Source organism: Propionimicrobium sp. PCR01-08-3 (assembly GCF_030286045.1).
In the GTDB taxonomy this organism is placed as follows: Bacteria; Actinomycetota; Actinomycetes; order Propionibacteriales; family Propionibacteriaceae; genus Brooklawnia.
Genome location: NZ_CP127390.1, coordinates 2,990,471 through 3,009,627 on the forward strand (window position 1 = coordinate 2,990,471; position 19,157 = coordinate 3,009,627).

Here is a 19,157-nt window from a genome sequence, read left to right on the forward strand (position 1 = left end):
GCCTACTCACAGCTTCGGGCGGCACCGTTTCGACCGGTGGGTCGACTCTCTGAGTCACCCCCGCGACGGTTACGGACCCGAGAAGAAGAGCGGTCGCCCAGTGTTCGGCATTTCGTGCCTTCACCAGACGACCGCTCCCGCATTCGGGGTGGGGTGCGTGACGAGACGGATCAGTCGAGCAGGCCCTCGAACAGCGGGGTGGACAGGTAGCGCTCGCCCCAATCGGGGATGATCGCCACGATGGTCTTGCCCGCATTGGCCGGATCAGCAGCCAGATCGGCCGCCGCGCGCAGAGCCGCACCCGAAGAGATGCCCACCAGCAGGCCCTCTTCGGTGGCTGCGCGGCGGGCCCACGCGATGGCGTCGTCCCCGGTCACCTGGATGATGCCACCGACCACGCTGCTGTCGTAGATAGCGGGGACGAATCCCGGGCTGATGCCCTGGATGCGGTGCGGTGCCTTCTGGCCACCGGACAGCACGGGGGACTCGGCGGCCTCGACGGCATAGATCTGCACCTCAGGCTTGCGCTCTTTCAGCACCTGCCCGATACCGCTCACCGTGCCGCCGGTGCCGACACCGGAAACAACGATGTCGACCGCGCCGTCCGTGTCTGCCCAGATCTCCTCGGCGGTGGTCTTGCGGTGAATCTCGACGTTGGCGGGATTGTCGAACTGACGAGCAAGGATGGCGCCGGGTGTGCTCGCCGCGATCTCCTCGGCGCGCTTGTTGGCACCCGGGACCCCATCGGCAGCAGGAGTCAACACCAGCTCAGCACCGTAGGCGCGAAGCACGGCGCGGCGCTCCTTCGAGAAACTCTCGGGAAGCGTGATGATCACCTTGTAGCCGCGGGCAGCGCCCACCCAGGCGAGCGCAATGCCGGTGTTGCCTGACGTGCCTTCGACGATGGTGCCACCAGGCTTCAGGTCTCCGGACGCCTCCGCCGCGTCAATGATGGCAACACCGATGCGGTCCTTCACCGAGTTGGCCGGATTGTAGAACTCCAGCTTTGCCAGCACCGTCGCCTGGGAATCACCGTAGAGCCGGTTGATCTTCACCAACGGCGTGCGTCCGATCAGCTTGGTTGCATCTTCGAAATAGGCCATTTCTTCATCCTTATCGTGTTCGATTCGTTAATTCGGATTCTGCTGCCAATACGGGAAAATTACCCGCAGTGATGGTTTGAGGGCTCTCTCAATAGCGAAGAGAAGCCCGGTAAGAGAATTAAAAGTTACTCGACTGCCGCTGTGCCTTGCGTCGCCGCTACCGGTCTTGGTCCTTGTGACAAGCAAGGTCAGCAGAGTCAGTCAAGGATGTGCGAGCCATATTCGCACGATGACCGATGCCAACGAGAGAAGATCAACAGGCGCAACAGCACATGGACGCACAACAACAGGACATCAATGCCTGGCGCGTCGTAATCATGAGACGTACGCTACAGCCACAGTTGGCGAGAATTCAATTGCGTCCACGAACTGAACAGGAGGTTCACGAACATGACTTCCGTAAATGTGGGGACGCTCGGCACTCGTCCGGCCCAAAGAGACGCACTCATTGCCCACCTCACACAACGCAGCGATCTGCTTGCGAAGCTTGGTTGTCTCGCCTATTGACTAGGTGATCTACTGGTGGGCCTTACTGGACTTGAACCAGCATCCCAGCTCACTCGCGATTCGATGATGAATCCACGGTCTGACAAGCATTGATAGGTAGTTGACTAGGTGCATCGTTGTTGTGTTGTTGACTGAAACTATATCAGCTTGCTTGACTAATGTCGGCTAGAATGGCGCTAGAACTCCCCCTATTCTCCCCCTCAGGGAGCGGGTCAGGAAGGCAAAAGATGGCCGCGAGACGCAAGGCACCAGGCACGATAGAACTCAAGCCGTCGGGAAGGTACCGGGCCTACTACGAGCACAAGGGCAACAGGCATACGCCCGGACACACCTTCACTGATCGCAAGGCCGCCGAGACCTGGCTGAATAGTGAACGGACTCTCATCGACCGAGACGAGTGGACGCCGCCGGCGCAGCGACGCGACGACCAGGCGATGGCCGCGCAAGCCGAGATCCGAGACCAGACCACGTTAGGCGATTATGCCCGCACATGGATCGCGGGCCGGACAACGAAGAAGGGCACGCCGCTGGCACCCCGGACGATCGACGAGTACAACGGCTACCTGGACGGGCGCCTATCCGAGCTCGCAGCAACCCCCATCGTTGCGATCGATCGGCAGATGATTGACGCTTGGTGGCTGACCAACAAGGACGCCCCGACGTTGCGGCACCACGCCTACGCGTTCCTCAAATCGGTGATGGCAGACGCGGTCGACCGTGAGCGCATTCCCGTGGACCCGTGCAAAGTGAAGAACGCTTCGAGCCGTACTACCGGGCGCCCGAGGGCTGTTCAGAACGACCTCATCACCGGTCTGAGCCCGCTTGAGGTCGCTACCCTTGCCGACGGTACGAAACCCGAGCAATGGCGCGTCCTGGTGCTGCTGCTGGCCTATTCGGGGCTACGCCCGGCCGAGGCCCTCGCACTGACCCGCAACGACATAGCAAAGGGCGCGGCAGACGACGGGACGCCACAGTGGACGGTGAAAGTCACCAAGGCGATATCGAGAACCGAGGACGGCAAGCTTGGGCCGCAACCGCCGAAGACACCCGAGTCGATCCGGTTCGTGCCGTTGCCGCCGCACGTGGCAGGGGAGCTCGCCGCGCACATCGATCGCTACGCCGCGCCCGGCCCGGACGGTCTGCTGTTCCCTTCCACGAACCCGGTCAACCCGTGGCCCACCATTCAGCAGGTGATCGGCACCAGCGCCAAGCAACGCACTGGCAAGGGACGCAAGACGAAGCTACGGACGCCTACCGGATTCAACGCTGCCCGTATCGCCATCGGACGCCCAGAGTTACGGCTGTACGACCTCCGCAGGTGGGCAAGGCACATGTGGCGCAAGGCGGGCATCGGGGACGCTGATTGTGAGCAACTGCTTGGACACGTACTCGATCCGGTGATGGGCGCCTACGTCACCTTGGACCGCGACGGGCTGTGGCCGTACATGGTCCGCCTATCCGAGTTGGCCGGCTGGACGAGAACTATCGACCCGCGCACGCTACCGGACGCCCCCATAATTAACCCCCGGCTGTTGGCTGCCATGACGCCCGAGCAACTGAGCATCACCCTGGCAGGCATGACGGACGCCCAGCTGGCCGGGGTCGTGCCGTTGCTGAGCCCCGACGTGATAGCGCGGGCATTCAGCGCCAGAACTAACCAATCAACCCCCGAGAGTGAAGCCACGAAATGACCAAGAGCTTTGACGAAGAGATCCGTAGTGCCGCACGCCACTTGGACGAACGAACCGCACGCGCTGAGCAGGCTTATGCCGTACTCGAAAAGGAGGGGCAAGCACTCAAGCGCGCCGACGTTCAATACCGCTGCCCGAATAGGCGGGGCTGTATTTTGGCGACCGTCTACCGGACATCGGAGGGCGTACTGATTCACACGAACCCATACAAATTCAGCCCCTCAGTCAACACCCAGTCGAGTAATGAATCTGGCCGAGCTCGCAGCACTGTTGACGGTGATCGTCATTGGAAGGCGCGGACCTTCTTCCTGGATCAAGGGATGAATATTCAAGTGACTTGTGACCATCTCACAGCTCGAGTGCGCACAAACAAGCAGATTGAGCAAGATCTTAAGGCGCGCAAGAAGGTAGTAATTATCCACGGCTGATATGGCGTGTGGTAGCCTGAATGGCAGTTAAGTATTCAGCCCGTCATGGATATGACGGCCCCGGGACATGGGCAATCCGGCGAACACCTGAAAGAGGTGTGGCTGATGATGCCCAAGCCCATTCATTGCGCCTACTCGAACCAAGAGATCCAAGATCTTATTGGCGAGCACGGACGATTCATCACCGAGAAGACCGCGCTCGAAATCGCCGGCGGCATCTCGGCTCGCTCACTTGACCGGATGGTCAGCGCCGGGCAGGTGACCCGCTACTACCCCGGTGGATCACGTGCCAGACGCTACAAGACCGCCGAAGTCGCCCGGCTACTGAGGGCCGAGGCCTGACCTGATGGCGACACGAGAAAGCCGCCCGGGCGTGGACTCCCGAGCGGCTCGCAAAGCGTTTGACGGCGCTGAGTCCAGTATAGACGCCGTCGATTCCGATAACTGGCGTGCCGACGCCGAGGAAGTCGTGCTGATGCTCGCCGCGTCCGGGCAGGTGTTCGACGCCGAGCGGGTGCGTGCTGCCGGTGTGCGTGAGCCTGCAGCCCCGAATCAGTGGGGCGCTCTATTCGCGAGCCTGCGGAAGGCCGGCTACATCGAACCGATCGGCACCACGACTTCCGGCCGAAGGCAACGCCACGCCGGGCTGAACCGTCTGTGGATCGGCACCGAGTTCGTGACTGGTGATGCCGAGTGAGTACCCCTATCGAATCCGCCCACGACTTCGGCCGTGGCATCGCTACAGCCCCGTCACGGCCTGCTGTGCAGACGCTCGCGTCCTTGCCTGACCTGGCCTACCGGTTGTCTCTGTCGGTGCTGGTGGACGCGCTCAGGGAGGCGACGCCGGCCTACTGGGTGCGCAGGGCCGAGGCGCTTGAAGCCGTGGGCACACCGTCAGCCGACGGTGCTGCCCGGGAGTGCAGGCGTCACGCCTGGCTGCTCGCCCAGATGACCGCCGACCAGGTGGCCAGCTCCTTCGACCTGGAAGGAGTAGCGGCGTGACGATAGATCCTGAACGGGCATCGCAGCTGCTGGCCCGTATCCACACTGGCGCATGGTTGGATCGGCAAACGTTCCCGCCGTTGCAATGGATCGTGCCCAGCCTGGTGGCCGAAGGGTTCGGGCTGCTGGTCGGTGCTCCGAAGCTCGGCAAGTCGTGGCTCGCCCTGAACCTCGGATTGGCTGCTGCCGCCGGTGGTTATGCGCTGGGCAAGATACCGGTGGACGAACGCCCGGTGCTCTACGCTGCGCTCGAAGACGGCAACCGCAGGATGCAGACCCGCTGCCGCCGCATCCTCGAAGACGGGCCGATCCCCGAAGGCTTCGAGTACTTCACCAGCGGCCCGTCTGACGAAGTGATGGACACCATCGAAGCATGGCTCGACGGTCACCCTTCCGGGTTCGTCATGTTGGACACGCTGGCGAAGGTCATGCCACGGGCGCTGCCGGGCGAGAACGACTACCAGCGTGACTCGCGCATCGGCACCAGGCTGAAGAACCTCGCGGATGCTCACGAAGGTTCGTGCGTGATGGTGGTGCATCACAGCCGCAAGATGGCCGCGTCCGACTTCGCCGAAACATCGTCGGGGACGAACGGGCTCACCGGTGCAGCTGACTGGGTGATCGTGCTTGGCCGTGAGCGCGGCACCTCGAAGGGGCTGCTGAAAGTCACGGGCAGGGATGTTGCCGAAGACGAATACTCGCTGGACAGTAGCGAAGGCGTGTGGACGTTGGACGGCGACACATTGCGGCAAGCCGCAGAAGCTGCCCAGGAAGCCGAGACCACCAGAAACCTGGGTGATCGATCGGCGGCAATCATCGCCATGTCTGCCGAGCATCCCGAAGGTGTGCGCGCTGCCCTCGTCGCTGCCGAACTGGATATCGCTGTTGCCGATGCTGGGAAGTATCTGAAACGACTGGCGGACGCCGGCAAGCTTCGCAGGGCTGAACGTGGCCTGTATATGTGTGTCCAAAGTGTCCAAAGTGTCCAATTCGAGAACGACCGTGATGAATCACAATTGGACACTTCTATTGGACAACCAGCCATAGAGAACCCGTCGTTGACTAGGCAATTGGACACATTGGACGAATTGGACACTGATAGTCAGATCAACACGGAGCCAACCCTGTTCGAGACAACCAGGAGTACCGGCCGCACCTGCCCCGAGTGTGGCGAGCCCGTACCACCGGGCAAGGTCAGGCATCCCGCATGCATGCAGCGAGCTGGTGAGCGCCGATGAAGTGGCCACGGTCAGCATCCGAGGTTCACCTTGCTCTCGCTGATGGTCTGCGTGCCTCGATCGTCCAAGAGCTGAAGATCCCATGCGCACCCCCGTGGATCGGTGAATCGCCGTGGCTATCCGATGACCCGGAGATCCGGAAGCGAGCCGCCGAATCGTGTTTCGACTGTCCCGTCCTTGATGAATGCCGGGAAGCCGGACGAAAGGAACACTTCGGGGTCTGGGGAGGAAAAGACCGAACCCTTATCCCCCGGGTCTCGCATGAAACGAATAACCCAATCGAATCCGACAACAACACAATTCAGGAGAACTCATGAGTATCACCCAAATTCATAATCAGCGCACCACAGCCACGCCCGACTGCCCTTCTTGGTGCGTCAATCAAGACCCTGACGAACACACCTGCTACGGCGATCAGCGGCTGTACATGGAACGCGACGAGAACGGTGCGGGTATCTTCGCCATCACCTTCCGTCCAACACGCATCGCAACAGCAACCATGATCGACCTCAGAGCCTGGCAGGCCGGAGAAGACGGCGCACCGAACAGTGAGCTCGAAGACCTGCTGACACTGCCCGAGGCCCACCAGCTCGCCAAGATACTGAACGCAGCGATCGAAGACGCCGAGAACACCGAACCCAACGGGAGGACCGCATGACCGATCGGGATCCCATACAAACACCGAGCATGGGCGTATCCCATGCAATCTGTGGTGCGAAGACCAGGGACGGCGGCCCGTGCAAGAATCCGCCGATGGCCGGCCAACGCCGCTGCCGGATGCACGGCGGCTCGATCCCGGCCGCCAGGCGGGCAGGAGAACGCCGGATAGCCGAAGTTGAAGCGGCCAAGCACGTCGCCGCGTTCGGTGGCCGTCTCGATGTCAGCCCCGCCGAAGCACTGCTCGAACTGGTGCAGGTGAAAGCGACCGAGGTTGCCTACTGGGAACAGCGCGTAGCCGAGTCCGGCGACCCTGCCCAGGCCATCGGTGAAGGTGGATACGCCACGCCCCTACTGATGCTGCACAAGACACAGGACCAGCTCGCCAGCTATTCAGCTGCCGCTATCAAGGGAGGTGCTGACCAAGCCATGGTGCAGTTCGCCACCATGCAGGCCGGATGGATTCTGCCGATGCTCTACAACGCCATCGAGCTCGGGCGAGCCGACCCCGACAGTGATCCGGCAGAGATCGCCCGCCACATCTTCGAAACCGCACGACCCATCACCCACTAAGGAGAACAATATGAACACCATCGACAACATGAACGACCTCCTGCACGGCAATTCGATCGCCGATGCTCACGACCGACTCACCCAGGCAGGCCAGGCCGTGAACGAAGTACTGAAGACGCCAGCTGCCAGCGTGGATGACGTCCACGCCGCATACGTCGAGGAAGGCCAGGCCGAGGAAGCTTGGAACAAGGTCCTGGAAGCCCGTGGGCTCACCGAAGCTCAAGCGCTCGAAGCAATCAAGACCAGCACCACGCCACCGGTGGAAGGCACGCCCCAGTCACAGACGGACGCACCAACCCGCGCCGAGCTGGCCGACGAACTCAGCGCCATGATGCGCACGGGTCGGGTTCATGCCGAGATCCCCGCCTCGATGGTTATCGGCGGATCAGACGCCAAGCATCCGATGGACGAACTACTCAGAGGCACATTGACGGAAAAGATCCAGCATCCCGGCGCCGGCCGGTTCACGCTCTAAGCCCATCCCGCACGCACACTAAAGGCCGGGAGTCCCGTCAGAGACTCCCGGCCTCAGCCATGCCCAGACTAGGCCAGCGGTTCGCCGTACTTGGCCAGCACCAGCTCTTGAATGCCGTGGTGATAGCCGCGCCGCCAAGCCGCGTTCAGGCACTGTTCTTTGAACGTGCCGTTCGGCCAGGAAAGATAGGGACACTCAGGGCGCGGTCGAGGATCATCCGCCAGACCTTCCGCCCGGCCCGCGTTCCACGCGGCGTAGCCTTCCTCGTCGCTTGGGAAGTCGGCCTTGGTCCGCCGTATCGCCGTCACCGCAACCTAACCCCTCACCAACTCCGCCGCCTGAATCAGCGCTGCGCCCAGCTCGGCGGCTTCGACGGGCGTCAACTCAGCCCAGTTCGACGGCAGAATGTCCACGCCCAGCATCCGGCCGGTCTGCGCATCTTGCGCCTGCACGATCAGCACTTCATGACTCCCGGCTAAAACAACTCGCTGGTGATAGACCTGCTCGAACTCCACGCAATCATCGTCCCGGTTCTCGATGCCGTGACTCGTACACCACGCCGGGCAATCGGGCGACGCCTTGATGACCTCAAGGTCTGAATGCTGCGCCGACTCACTCAGCTTCCGCGTCACCGTCTGGCGCACCGTAGCGCCGTGGTTCATGCCGGTGAACTGCCGACTCCACACGCCGTCCCCAGCTCGCGCCCAAGGCGTCACCTCGTCCGCCCAGACCGGGCCGCGGTTATCAACCGGACGAACTTCGCGTGCCTGCATCATCGTGGTTGTCATGGTCTTTGTGCCTCTCGATCAAGCACCTAGCCACCGGTTCGACCGCGAAGGGTTCGGGAGAAAACTCCCCCTATTCTCCCCCTCGAAATTGAGGGCTTAGCGTTTCCGCTAGTCAGAGAGAGATTCACTGGTGGGCCTTACTGGACTTGAACCAGTGACCTCGTCCTTATCAGGGACGCGCTCTAACCAACTGAGCTAAAGGCCCGAACCGATGCCAAACCAAACCAGCACCGAGCGATTACATTACCGCAGACATCTTCGAAGTCTCAAATCGCGTTCGCCATGCACATTCCTCAACCTTGAGCCCACATCAATGGCTCCCGGAAGACTCCCTGAACCCCGGACGAGAAGCTTGTCCATCCAGGTGCCGCCACCAAAAATGGACCCATGACCAACTATTCCGCCCCTTACTCGAACCCGAATCCTCCGAACCACGCCGGTCAGCCGGGCGAGTCCCGGACGGCCGCGATGCTGGCGCACTTGTCCGGACCGATCAGTGCCGCAGTCTCGGCAGGATGGCTGGCCATCGTCGGGCCTCTGCTCGTCTGGTTGCTCTACAAAGACAAGGACGCCTTCGTCCGCCATGAGGCAGCAGACGCCTTCAACTTCCAGGTGACGATGTGGCTGGTCGCGCTGGTCGGTGGCGTCTTGTGCATCACCGTCATCTTGATTCCGCTGGGCGTCCTGATGATCATCGCCGCCGTGCTCGCCTCGGTGATCGTCGGCATCATCGCCGCCGTCAAGGCGTCGGGCGGGCAGCCTTACAACTACCCCTGGAAGCTGAGCTTCCTGAGCTGATTCGAAGCGATGCCCGGGACGACCAAATCGTCGGTCGTCCCGGGCATCGTCATGTTGGCAGCCAAATAACCGCCGAGCCGAAAGATCAGTCCTCGGCCAGCGTCACGTCGAGCCCACCCAGCACCGAGCTGGAGAGGTTGTACAAGAAGGCACCCAGCGTGGCCAGCGCGGTCAGCAGCACCACATTGATGCCGCAGACAATCGCGGTGAACCCGAGCACCCGCCACCGGTCGATGACCGACTCGATCTCGAAGGTGCCGCCACCGTCGGGGTTGCCGAGCAACGAGTTCAGCGTCTCCTGCAAGGTGTCGAGCGCACCGGAGGCCTCAATGACCGACCACAGCAGGGCGACCGCAACGAACAGGATGATCGCCGCCGCTACCGAGAACATCAGCGCCGTCTTCATCACCGACCACGGATCGAGCTTGGCGATCCGCAGCCGGGCCTTGCGGGCCGGACGCACGGTGCCTGAGCTGGTGGTCTTGACTCGTCCCGTACGGTCGCGCGTTGGGCCGGTGGCCTTGGTCACCTCGGCCTTGTCGAGGGAACTGTCGTCCGAGGCCAAATCGGCAGCAATCGTCGGATTCACGCGTGTCTTGTCGCCGGCCGCCTTATGATCGCCCGCCGCCAGATCGGCGGCGACCTTGGGCGTCACCGTCGTCTTGTCGTCGGCAGGCTTGGCGGCACCTGTTGCCAACGGCTCGTTGATCTTGGGTGTCACGTGAGTCTTGTCATCGGCCTTGGCCGAGCCTTTGACCGACTCGACCGTCCGCGTTTCGGCAGTGGCGTCAGAATCTGATGGCTTGGGCTTCGCCGAAGACACCTGATCGCTCTCACTCATCGCCTGCCTCCTCATCGGTGGTTACGTCGGGTTCAAGACTAACGTCATCGGACGCAGAACCCTCGGCGGACTCCTCGGTGTCGGCTTCATCGGCCGGTTCGGCCTCGGACGCGTCCGCCAGATCGGCGTCCTCCACGACGTCACCCTCGGCCTCGGCCCCCGCGGCGCCTTCGGCCTCAGCTTCTTCCTCAGCCGCCCGCTCGGAGTTCACGGTGACCGCAACGACCTGGTCCTTGCCCTTCAGGCCGACGAATTTGACGCCCATGGTGTCGCGTCCGGTCGGGGTGACATCGGCCACCGCGGAGCGGATGACCTGCCCGGATGCCTTGAACGAGATGATCTCGTCGTCGCCTGCGACGACCATGGCCGCCACCAGGCCACCCCGATCGTCGTTCACCCGCATGGCCCGCACACCCAAACCGCCACGATTCTGCAGCCTGAACTCGGAAACCTGGGTTCGCTTGGCGTAGCCCTCGTCGGTCATCGTGAAGACGTACTGCGATTCCTCATCGGTGTCCGCGGGAATGATCGCCATCGACAACAGCTCGTCGCCCTTGCGGAAACGCATCCCGGTCACACCGGAGGTGGTGCGTCCCATCGGACGAATCTGTTCGTCGTCGGCGGTGAACCTGATGCCCTGGCCCTTGCGGCTGAGCAGCAGAATGTCGTCGTCCTTGTTGACCAGCTCGGCACCGATCAGCTCGTCGCCCGGATCCCGGAAGTTCACCGCGATCAGGCCCGCTTGCCTGGCCGAATCGTAGGCCCGAAGCTCGGTCTTCTTGATCAGCCCCTTGCGAGTGGCCAGCACCAGGTAGTCGGCGTCGTCGTAGCTGCGCAACACGATGCCGCGGGCGATCCGCTCGTCGGGCAGGAAGCTCAACAGACCGGCGACATGGCCGCCCTTGGCATCGCGTCCACCCTCGGGCACCTGCCACGCCTTGATCCGGTAGGCCCGGCCCATCGTGGTGATGAAGACCAGCCAGTCATGGCTCATCGCCGTCAGCACCGAGCCGACCTGATCTTCGGCACGCAGCGAGGCGCCACGAACTCCCTTGCCACCACGCTTTTGGACGCGGTACTGATCCATCCGGGTGCGCTTGATGTAACCGCCCCGGGTGATCGTGATGACGTTCTCCTCATCGGGGATGAGGTCTTCCTCGCTCATGTCGCCGTCGGCCGAGATGATCTGGGTGCGGCGGTCGTCACCGTACTTGTCCACGATCTCGGCCAGCTCGGTGGAGACGATCTCGCGCTGGCGATACTCCTTGGCGAGAATGTCCTCCAAGTCGGCGATGATGCGCTCCAGATCGGCCAGCCGGTCGATGATCTTCTGGCGCTCGAGAGCCGCCAGCCGGCGCAGCTGCATATCCAAGATGGCCTGCGCCTGCACCTCATCGATGTCCAGCAGCCCCTGCAGGCCGGTGTTCGCGGCCTCCGAGTTGGGGGAGCGGCGGATCAGCGCGATGACCTCATCCAGCATGTCGAGTGCCTTGACCAGGCCGCGGTAGATGTGGGCAGCCTTCTCGGCCTCGTCCAACCGGTACTGGGTGCGCCGGCGGATGACCTCGAGCTGATGGGTCACCCAGTTCGAGATGAACTGATCGAGCCGCAAGGTGCGAGGTACCTCGTCGACCAGCGCCAGCATGTTGCAGCCGAAGGTGTCCTGCAGCTGGGTGTGCTTGTAGAGGTTGTTCATAACCACGCGGGGCTGGGCGTCCCGCTTCAGCACAATGACCAGCCGCTGCCCGGTGCGGGCCGAGGAATCGTCGCGCATGTCGGCGATACCGGTCAACCGGCCGTTGTTCACCAGGTCGGCGATTTTCTGGGCCAGGTTGTCGGGGTTGCACATGTAGGGCAGTTCGGTGACCACCAGCTGGGTGCGTCCCTTGGAGTCTTCCTCCACATTGATGACCGCACGCATCGTCACCGAGCCGCGGCCGGTGCGGTAGGCGTCCTCGATGCCCTGGCGTCCGACGATCAGCGCGCCGGTGGGGAAGTCCGGGCCCTTGATGCGCTCCATGGACGCCTGCAGCAGTTCGGCATCGGTTGCTTCGGGGTGGGCCAGCGCCCACTGCACGGCCTCGTTGACCTCACGCAGGTTGTGCGTGGGAATGTTGGTGGCCATGCCGACCGCGATACCGGACGACCCGTTGACCAGCAGGTTCGGGAAGCGGGCCGGCAGCACGGTCGGCTCCTGCTCGCGTCCGTCGTAGTTGTCCTGGAAGTCGACGGTGTTCTCGTTGATGTCGCGGACCATCTCCATGGCCAGCGGCGCCATCTTGCACTCGGTGTACCGCATGGCGGCGGCCGGGTCGTTGCCCGCCGAACCGAAGTTGCCCTGGCCCGAAACCAGCGGGGCGCGCATCACCCAGGGCTGGGCGAGCCTGACCAAGGTGTCGTAGATCGCCGAGTCGCCGTGCGGGTGGTAGAGACCCATCACCTCGCCGACCACGCGCGAGCACTTGTTCCAGCCGCGGTCGGGCCGGTAGCCGCCGTCGTACATGGCGTAGATGACCCGCCGGTGCACCGGCTTCAGGCCGTCGCGTACATCGGGCAGCGCACGCCCGACGATGACGCTCATCGCGTATTCGAGGTAGGCGTTCTGGATCTCGGATTGCAGGTCGACCTGCTCGATCACGCCCTTGCGAGGTTCGGTGATGACGCCCTCGGACGCGGCGTCCTCGGCCGATGCCGGGTTGCCGCCGGTGCGTTCGCCATCGCCTGCACCCAGAATGTCATCGTCCAAGGAATCGTTCGGTTCGGTTGGTTCGTCGGGCCCGTTCGGGCCCTGCGGGGTTTCACTCACTTGGTATTAGTCCTTGTCAGATGTCGAGGAAACGAACGTCTTTGGCATTGCGCTGAATGAACGAGCGGCGCTCCTCGACGTCCTCGCCCATCAGGATGGAGAACATCTGGTCGGCGCGCGCGGCATCGTCCAAGGTCACCTGCAGCAGGATCCGGCCATCGGGGTCCATCGTGGTATCCCACAGATCCTGGGCGTCCATCTCGCCGAGGCCTTTGTAGCGCTGGATCGGGTTGACGTTCGGCAGCTTCTTGCCGGCTGCCTTCCCGGCATCCCGCAGCACATCGCGCTCGAGGTCGGTGTAGGCCAATTCGTGCGGGGAGTTCGTCCAGCGCAACCGGAACAGCGGCGGCTGCGCCAGATAGACATAGCCCTGGTCGATCAGCGGTTTCATGAACCGGAACAGCAGGGTCAGCAGCAGGGTGCGGATGTGGGAGCCGTCGACATCGGCATCGGCCATCAGCACGATCTTGTGGTATCGCAGCTTGTTGATGTCGAAATCGTCATGGACGCCGGTGCCGAGCGCGTTGATGATGGCCTCGACCTCCTTGTTGGCCCAGATGCGGTCGATGCGCGCCTTCTCGACGTTCAGGATCTTGCCGCGCAACGGCAGGATCGCCTGAATGCGGGGGTTGCGTCCGCCCTTGGCCGAGCCGCCTGCCGAGTCGCCCTCGACGATGAAGATCTCGCACTCTTCGGGGTTCTTGGACGAGCAGTCCGCCAGCTTGCCGGGCAGGCCGCCACCGCCGAGCAGGCCCTTGCGGTTGCGGGCGGCCTCCCGGGCCTTGCGGGCCGCGATCCGGGCGCTGGACGCGGCGATCGCCTTGCGGACGATCTCCTTGCCCTCGGCCGGATTGCGTTCCATCCAGTCGCCGAGCCGGTCGTTGACCACCCGCTGCACGAAGCCCCGGGCCTCAGTATTGCCGAGCTTGGTCTTGGTCTGGCCCTCGAACTGAGGTTCGGCGAGCTTGACCGACAAGATCGCGGTCAGCCCCTCGCGGATGTCTTCGTTGCCGACCCGGTCCTCTTTCTTGCGGATCAGCCCCCACGCCTCGCCCCACTTGTTGACCGTGGTGGTCAACGCCGCGCGCAGGCCCTCTTCGTGGGTGCCACCCTCGTGGGTGTTGATGGTGTTGGCGAAGGTATGCAGCGAATTGCCATAACTCATGTTCCACTGCATGGCCAGCTCGACGCCCATGCCCAGATCGCTCGAATGCGCCTCGACGTCGATCACGCTGGTCAGCACCTCACGCGAGGCGTTGAGGTATTTCACGTAGTCGACCAGGCCGTTGTCGAACTTGAACTGGTCGGCGAGCGGGTTGCCGTCCTCGTCGACGTGGTTCTGGCGGCGATCGGTGATGTCGATCTGGAGGCCCTTGTTGAGGAAGGCCATCTCGCGGAACCGGGTGGCGAGCGTCTCGTAGTTGAAGTTCGTGGACTCGAAGATCTCGGAGCTCGGGAAGAAGGTGATCGTGGTGCCGGTCTCCTCGGTCGCCTCCAGCCGTTCGGTGGGCGCGTCCGGAACCCCGAGGGTGAAGCTTTGCCGCCAGTGGTAGCCGTCGCGGCGCACGTCGGCGATCAGCCGGCCGGACAGCGCGTTGACCACCGAGCTGCCCACGCCGTGCAGGCCGCCCGACACCTTGTAGCCGCCGTTGCCGAACTTTCCGCCGGCGTGCAGCACGGTCAGCACCAGGGTCAGGCTGGACACTCCTTCGGTGGGGTGCATGGCGACCGGAATGCCTCGTCCGTTGTCGCTGACCCGGCAGCCGCCGCCGTCCAAGAGCTCGATGGTGATGTGATCGCAGTAGCCGGCCAGAGCCTCGTCCACCGAGTTGTCGACGATCTCGTAAACGAGGTGATGCAGACCGCGCTCGCCGGTCGACCCGATATACATGCCCGGACGCATCCGCACGGCTTCCAGGCCTTCCAGCACCTGAATTTCCGAGGCACCGTACTCGCCCTCGACCTGTATGTTCTCTGCACCTTCGTCGAAGACGACCTCGGTGCCGTCCTCGGCATCATCGGGCTCAGGACTATTCGCCAGATCACTCACCGGCAGTAGCTCCTTCGTAGTTCCAGGAACCGTCAACGATCTGCGGTGGGTTTCGACCCACAGGCCTTTTGACCACGCCCGGTGCACCGCCGGCGCCTCCTGGCGTTGGTCGATGAACGAAAGCTCACCCCTGAATCTGGTGACCCAGGATCAGCCGAGACCCACCGATGCGCAGCTAAAGCGTGCCTAGCCCGGCGGGCCCGGGCTAAAATGAACTCATCGATTTCGGCTCGCCTTCCGGCGCCCCGTCGATGGGTTGGTTTCAAGACCCGTCCCAAACACGAAATCTTACCATCTGAGCTCTTATGATCCCAGCTGATGGACGCCTCATTGCCGCACAAATGCCTCTGTCGGGCCTTCTATGGCACTTTGCAGCCCATCCGAGGCCCTCGGCAAGGTCCGATATGAGGGTTGAATCCGATAGATCGCCACGTAGCGATCCTCTGAAGGTCCTAAACTATCCGGCATGAGCCAGGGCCCGCGGCGCGCGATGAGGCCGGACGATGAGCCGGCCGCCTTCGTCGACTTCCCGCCGCCTCCTCCCGGTGCCCGGCCCGCATCTTCGGCAAACGTCGTTCCCGCCGCGGTGGCCGGGGGTATTGTCCCTCCCGCCGCGCCTTCGTATCCTCCACCTCCCGCAGGATCAAGGCCGGCGGGCGCTCCGCACCGATTGCCCACCGCAAGCAAGGGACTGCTGGCTGCGATGGTGGTATTGGCACTGGTGATCGTTTGCGTCTGGGCGGTCGGTGGATTCGAACTCCGGCAGACCTACGACGATAAGAGCCCCGGCGAGGCGTTGAACCTGGGGCCTGCCGAGATCGCGCTCGATCACGCGATCGGCTATCAATTCGGCGATGACGTTTCGATTGAGGTGGCCGGCTCCTGCGGGCTGACGGCGGATCAATCGGCCGGGTCGGTGCAGTACGCCATCCAGGACGGTGCATATGCGGGCATGCGCACCGACGGTGATCCCCTGATCTCCACCGAATCGATGCTCAGTCTGGGCACCGACGACGGCTTGAGTTTCGATACCACCCGAGATGTGCTCTCGCCCGGTGTGCCGGCCATTCCTTGCGTGCTGCGGTTTACTTTGCCGCCCGAGACCATGGGGCAGGACGAGGTGACCGTCCTGATCGCGAAACTGCAATTCGGCGAGCAGGGCAATGTCAAGAACGACGCAGAGACCTCGAAGACCTGGAACCCGGCGCCCGATGGTTATCGAGTGACGTTTCCGATCAGTTGGACGATCCGCTGACCCTGACGCTTGTCGGTTTCACGATCGCCGTCTTGGGGCAGGGGTTCCTTCACGCGCACGAGATAGAACCATACGCACGATGTTCGGTGCGCCCGGTCATAGCTCGTGCGCACCGCCGAAGGCTGCGTGGTGGCGTATCTAACGCGCCGGCTCGGAGATGACCGGAAACTGTTCGTGCGGCACGGTGTCCGACACCAGCCCAACGACCTGGTCGAGCATGTTCACCGGAACCTCGAAGCTCGAAACAACCTGCTGACTGGCGGTGATCTCGTCCGGCTCGAGTTTGCAGATGCTGCTCCTGGTCGGATCGTAGGAATCGACCGAGGTCCACACCTCGCCCGAAGTAGCCATCAGATCGAAGCTGCACAGGGTGGACGAACCGTCGCCCTCGACGTAGACGAAGTTGTCCACAGCAACGGTGAAACTCAAGAAGACGGCTCCGGAAGCAGGATGCATCGTGTCATCCCATCCGCCGGGCAGCTCGTCGACCTGCTCGCGGGCGAGCACCGTGTAGGTGACGCCCAGTGGGTCGGTGTATCCGGCGCCCGGTGCCAGCACTTTGGGTGAGCGATAGAGGTCGCGGGCGAGCCATGCGCAATATCCGACGGCGATGGCGAGCACGATCGCGGTCAGCGTCCACCAGAATCCCGGCCCCCGGGACGGCAGTTCGCGCTTCTCAGGTCGGCTCGTCCGGGAGGAGTAGTGCCACCTCATCGGGTCACCTCCGTCACCGGATCGCTCACCTGAAGCGTCCCGTTCTTGGACGCCAGCTCGGCCTGAGTGGCCTCGTCGATGCCCACCTCGATGACGGCTTCGGGCTCGTACGCCAGGTAGAAGGCGCTCGGCGTGCAGTGCAGCTCGGCACCCACGAGTTGATCGGCGGGCCGCTCGAAAACAACCTGGGCGTGGGTGGTGAATCCCGGCTGGGGAGTGCTGAACATGTCTTCCACCGGCGATTCGGCCAGCAGGAGATCGCCATCGGGGCCGGGGGTATACAACTTGCAGGTGAGACCGGCGATCGCGTGGGTGTCGCTCGTCATCTGAAATTGGACGCTCACGAACAGCGCCTCGGTCACCATGGCGGGCTCCATGTCGCCGTTGATCTGCAGCCAGGTGCCCGCGTCGAGGCCGGTCACCTGCATGGTCTGTCCCGGCACCAGCTGCAGCCGTTCACCGACGGACGCATACCTCAGATCGGTGTTCTGTTCGGGAATCACGGTCTCGGTCACGAAACCGGCCGCGAGGACGCACGCCAAGGTGACGCCGCCAGCCACCAGAAGTTGCACCGTGGAGTGCTCGTGATCTGTCGGTGCCTGAGGTCCCGACTGATTCGCGGGTGGTGTTCCCCAAACCGCCGATGGGAGCCCCGGGGAAACGGGGGCGGGCGCGGCCTGCCATCGGCGACCGGAATTCTGCTGCTGAAGGGTCTTGACGGATGATCCGGGTCGATTTTCTCCGGCAACTTCCGCGCCGACCCGCTGAACCGACGCCCCGCTCTCGTCTGTGCCGAGGTCATCCGGCCTGGCTGGCGTGTGGTGGTAATTCGCCTTCAGGGTCGCGGTCATGGCGACCGCCAGCAGGCTGATCCGCAACGGTTCACCGATGACTCCGCTGATCAGGTCGAGCGGCGGCTGCATCACCAGCCAGAACTGGAAGACATTGCCGCCGATGATCGACTGCAGACCATAGAAGACGATCGACTTGACCGCTCCCACCACGGCGTACAGCAGGATAAAGGCACCGGTGAAGGGCAGGCCGACACGCAGCACATGGTGTAGCGATTGAATGATCGGGATGAACCGGTCCTCGATGTCGCCGACGAAGATCTCGATGAATTCGAGCACCACGGCGCGGCTGCCGCGGCTTGCCGACAGACCCCGCGCCTGCAGGCGCGCCAGCCGCTCGTGGCGCCTCGCCAGTGCGCCGGACACGCCTCGCTGTTGGCCCTTGTCCCACAGTTCGGCGGCAGACAGCGTGTAGGTGCCGAAGACCAATCCGGCAGCCGCCAACCAGAGCAACGGGGCAAGCATGGCGTCGCTGAACAGCGGCCACAGATGTTCGGTCCACAGCTGCCAGGACCAGCTGATGACCTGGGGAATCGGGATGTGTAACGAGACCAGGAAGCCCGAGAGCGCTTCCCACGCGTCCATCAGCCAGCCGTAGAACACCCGGTCGCGCAGCCAGTCGCCGAGATCCCCGAGCATCCGGGAGCCGCCGAAGATCAGCACGACCGAGAAGAATCCCTCGACGAGCGCACCCGCCAATCCGAGAACAGATCGTCCGAATTTGTCGGCGAGCATTTCGAGAGCCCGTTTGACGATATAGCTGATGACCAGCACCGCACCGATGATCAACCGCTGCCGGGCCGTGGTGGGGTCGAGCACAGTCGTTGCGGATTGCGGATTGAGCACGGTCGCCGAATTGATCGCACCCTGAATGAACAGTTGATAGGTGGCCTCGTTGATGCCGTTGAAGACCGCGTACACCCCGACGAATGGCAGCAGCGAGACGCTGACGACTTTCAAGAGTGGCTCATCGCGTCCCAGCCGGGCGACTTGAGGTGGCAGAGTCTCCCACAACCCTGCCGGGCGGCCGGCGATTCTGATCGCGACGATCAATGCCGCCAGCTGAGTCACCAGTCCGGTGCTGAAGATGACGATGGTCAGCCACGGATGGGTCTCCTGAATGGATGCGGTCGAGGTCAGCGCCACCCGATAGACCAGCCAGCCGGCCACCCAGGCGATCAGCACCTTGGGCAGCACCTGCCACCAGACCTGCACGGTCTGGCCGGTCAAGTTGGTGAGTTGGCCCCACCATTGGCGGACGAAGGACATCGGCATCAGTGTAGACGGAGCACGTCACTCTGGTCTGCCGGTGCGATAGAACCGCCGGACATCGCCGCAAGAATCAAAGCCGCACGCCAGGCGGCAATCATTTCGTCATCT

The 19,157-nt window shown here is 63.2% G+C and carries 20 protein-coding genes and 1 tRNA gene; 12 read left to right on the forward strand and 9 right to left on the reverse strand.

The annotated features are described in order from the left end of the window. Window positions 1-170 precede the first annotated feature (170 nt). Complete coding sequence (gene cysK / locus QQ658_RS13890) at window positions 171-1,103, reverse strand: cysteine synthase A (protein ID WP_286025432.1); 933 nt, start codon at window positions 1,101-1,103, stop codon at window positions 171-173. A 734-nt stretch (window positions 1,104-1,837) separates the two neighbouring features. Here cysK and QQ658_RS13895 point away from each other — a divergent pair. Genes QQ658_RS13895 through QQ658_RS13935 form a run of 10 tightly spaced genes read left to right on the forward strand, consistent with a single transcriptional unit; the run spans window position 1,838 to window position 7,674 of the window. Continuing rightward, entirely contained in the window at window positions 1,838-3,301 is a 1,464-nt protein-coding gene (locus QQ658_RS13895; RefSeq protein ID WP_286025433.1) for a tyrosine-type recombinase/integrase, read from the forward strand. Next, window positions 3,298-3,729, forward strand: coding sequence for a hypothetical protein (locus tag QQ658_RS13900; protein ID WP_286025434.1), 432 nt, complete (start codon window positions 3,298-3,300; stop codon window positions 3,727-3,729). Before QQ658_RS13895 ends, QQ658_RS13900 begins: the two co-directional genes overlap by 4 nt. A 45-nt stretch (window positions 3,730-3,774) precedes the next feature. Then, window positions 3,775-4,071 (forward strand): hypothetical protein, encoded by a 297-nt coding sequence (locus QQ658_RS13905; protein WP_286025435.1) that lies wholly within the window; start codon window positions 3,775-3,777, stop codon window positions 4,069-4,071. A gap of 4 nt (window positions 4,072-4,075) precedes the next feature. Next, entirely contained in the window at window positions 4,076-4,426 is a 351-nt protein-coding gene (locus QQ658_RS13910; protein WP_286025436.1) for a hypothetical protein, read from the forward strand. Next, the gene (locus QQ658_RS13915; RefSeq protein ID WP_286025437.1) at window positions 4,423-4,731 is read left to right on the forward strand and encodes a hypothetical protein; all 309 of its coding nucleotides are present in this window, start codon (window positions 4,423-4,425) and stop codon (window positions 4,729-4,731) included. Before QQ658_RS13910 ends, QQ658_RS13915 begins: the two co-directional genes overlap by 4 nt. Continuing rightward, the gene (locus QQ658_RS13920; RefSeq protein WP_286025438.1) at window positions 4,728-5,969 is read left to right on the forward strand and encodes an AAA family ATPase; all 1,242 of its coding nucleotides are present in this window, start codon (window positions 4,728-4,730) and stop codon (window positions 5,967-5,969) included. Before QQ658_RS13915 ends, QQ658_RS13920 begins: the two co-directional genes overlap by 4 nt. Beyond that, window positions 5,966-6,286 carry a WhiB family transcriptional regulator gene (locus tag QQ658_RS15460; protein ID WP_353057928.1) on the forward strand — a complete coding sequence of 107 codons (321 nt, stop codon included), beginning with the start codon at window positions 5,966-5,968 and terminating at the stop codon, window positions 6,284-6,286. The genes QQ658_RS13920 and QQ658_RS15460 overlap by 4 nt, the downstream gene beginning before the upstream one ends. After that, window positions 6,283-6,627: a hypothetical protein gene (locus tag QQ658_RS13925; RefSeq protein WP_286025439.1), complete on the forward strand. Its 345-nt coding sequence runs from the start codon at window positions 6,283-6,285 to the stop codon at window positions 6,625-6,627. Before QQ658_RS15460 ends, QQ658_RS13925 begins: the two co-directional genes overlap by 4 nt. A 29-nt stretch (window positions 6,628-6,656) precedes the next feature. Beyond that, on the forward strand, window positions 6,657-7,199 hold the full coding sequence (locus QQ658_RS13930) for an HGGxSTG domain-containing protein (RefSeq protein WP_286025440.1): 543 nt from the start codon (window positions 6,657-6,659) through the stop codon (window positions 7,197-7,199). Window positions 7,200-7,209: 10 nt separating this feature from the next. Next, window positions 7,210-7,674: a hypothetical protein gene (locus QQ658_RS13935; RefSeq protein ID WP_286025441.1), complete on the forward strand. Its 465-nt coding sequence runs from the start codon at window positions 7,210-7,212 to the stop codon at window positions 7,672-7,674. Window positions 7,675-7,742: 68 nt separating this feature from the next. Here the strand turns inward: QQ658_RS13935 and QQ658_RS13940 are convergent, their stop codons facing one another. From QQ658_RS13940 to QQ658_RS13950, 3 genes are all read right to left on the reverse strand, one after another. Next, window positions 7,743-7,982, reverse strand: coding sequence for a hypothetical protein (locus QQ658_RS13940; RefSeq protein WP_286025442.1), 240 nt, complete (start codon window positions 7,980-7,982; stop codon window positions 7,743-7,745). 6 nt (window positions 7,983-7,988) lie between these two features. After that, a complete protein-coding gene (locus QQ658_RS13945; RefSeq protein WP_286025443.1) occupies window positions 7,989-8,450 on the reverse strand; it encodes a hypothetical protein in 462 nt (153 codons plus the stop codon). Between the two features lie 140 nt (window positions 8,451-8,590). Continuing rightward, window positions 8,591-8,667 (reverse strand) — tRNA-Ile (locus tag QQ658_RS13950). 182 nt (window positions 8,668-8,849) lie between these two features. Here QQ658_RS13950 and QQ658_RS13955 point away from each other — a divergent pair. Further along, entirely contained in the window at window positions 8,850-9,260 is a 411-nt protein-coding gene (locus QQ658_RS13955) for a DUF4870 domain-containing protein (protein WP_286025444.1), read from the forward strand. Window positions 9,261-9,345: 85 nt separating this feature from the next. Here the strand turns inward: QQ658_RS13955 and QQ658_RS13960 are convergent, their stop codons facing one another. The 3 genes from QQ658_RS13960 to gyrB form a co-directional block, all read right to left on the reverse strand. Continuing rightward, a complete protein-coding gene (locus QQ658_RS13960) occupies window positions 9,346-10,101 on the reverse strand; it encodes a DUF3566 domain-containing protein (RefSeq protein WP_286025445.1) in 756 nt (251 codons plus the stop codon). Then, window positions 10,094-12,832 carry a DNA gyrase subunit A gene (gene gyrA, locus QQ658_RS13965; RefSeq protein WP_502928968.1) on the reverse strand — a complete coding sequence of 913 codons (2,739 nt, stop codon included), beginning with the start codon at window positions 12,830-12,832 and terminating at the stop codon, window positions 10,094-10,096. Before gyrA ends, QQ658_RS13960 begins: the two co-directional genes overlap by 8 nt. 91 nt (window positions 12,833-12,923) lie before the next feature. Beyond that, the gene (gyrB, locus tag QQ658_RS13970; RefSeq protein ID WP_502928969.1) at window positions 12,924-14,876 is read right to left on the reverse strand and encodes a DNA topoisomerase (ATP-hydrolyzing) subunit B; all 1,953 of its coding nucleotides are present in this window, start codon (window positions 14,874-14,876) and stop codon (window positions 12,924-12,926) included. A 784-nt stretch (window positions 14,877-15,660) separates the two neighbouring features. Here gyrB and QQ658_RS13975 point away from each other — a divergent pair. After that, a complete protein-coding gene (locus QQ658_RS13975) occupies window positions 15,661-16,212 on the forward strand; it encodes a hypothetical protein (RefSeq protein ID WP_286025447.1) in 552 nt (183 codons plus the stop codon). Between the two features lie 138 nt (window positions 16,213-16,350). Here QQ658_RS13975 and QQ658_RS13980 read toward each other — a convergent pair whose 3' ends face one another. Together QQ658_RS13980 and QQ658_RS13985 are read right to left on the reverse strand one after the other, a co-directional pair. Beyond that, complete coding sequence (locus tag QQ658_RS13980) at window positions 16,351-16,926, reverse strand: hypothetical protein (protein WP_286025448.1); 576 nt, start codon at window positions 16,924-16,926, stop codon at window positions 16,351-16,353. Next, on the reverse strand, window positions 16,923-19,046 hold the full coding sequence (locus tag QQ658_RS13985) for a hypothetical protein (protein WP_286025449.1): 2,124 nt from the start codon (window positions 19,044-19,046) through the stop codon (window positions 16,923-16,925). The genes QQ658_RS13980 and QQ658_RS13985 overlap by 4 nt, the downstream gene beginning before the upstream one ends. Window positions 19,047-19,157 lie beyond the last annotated feature (111 nt).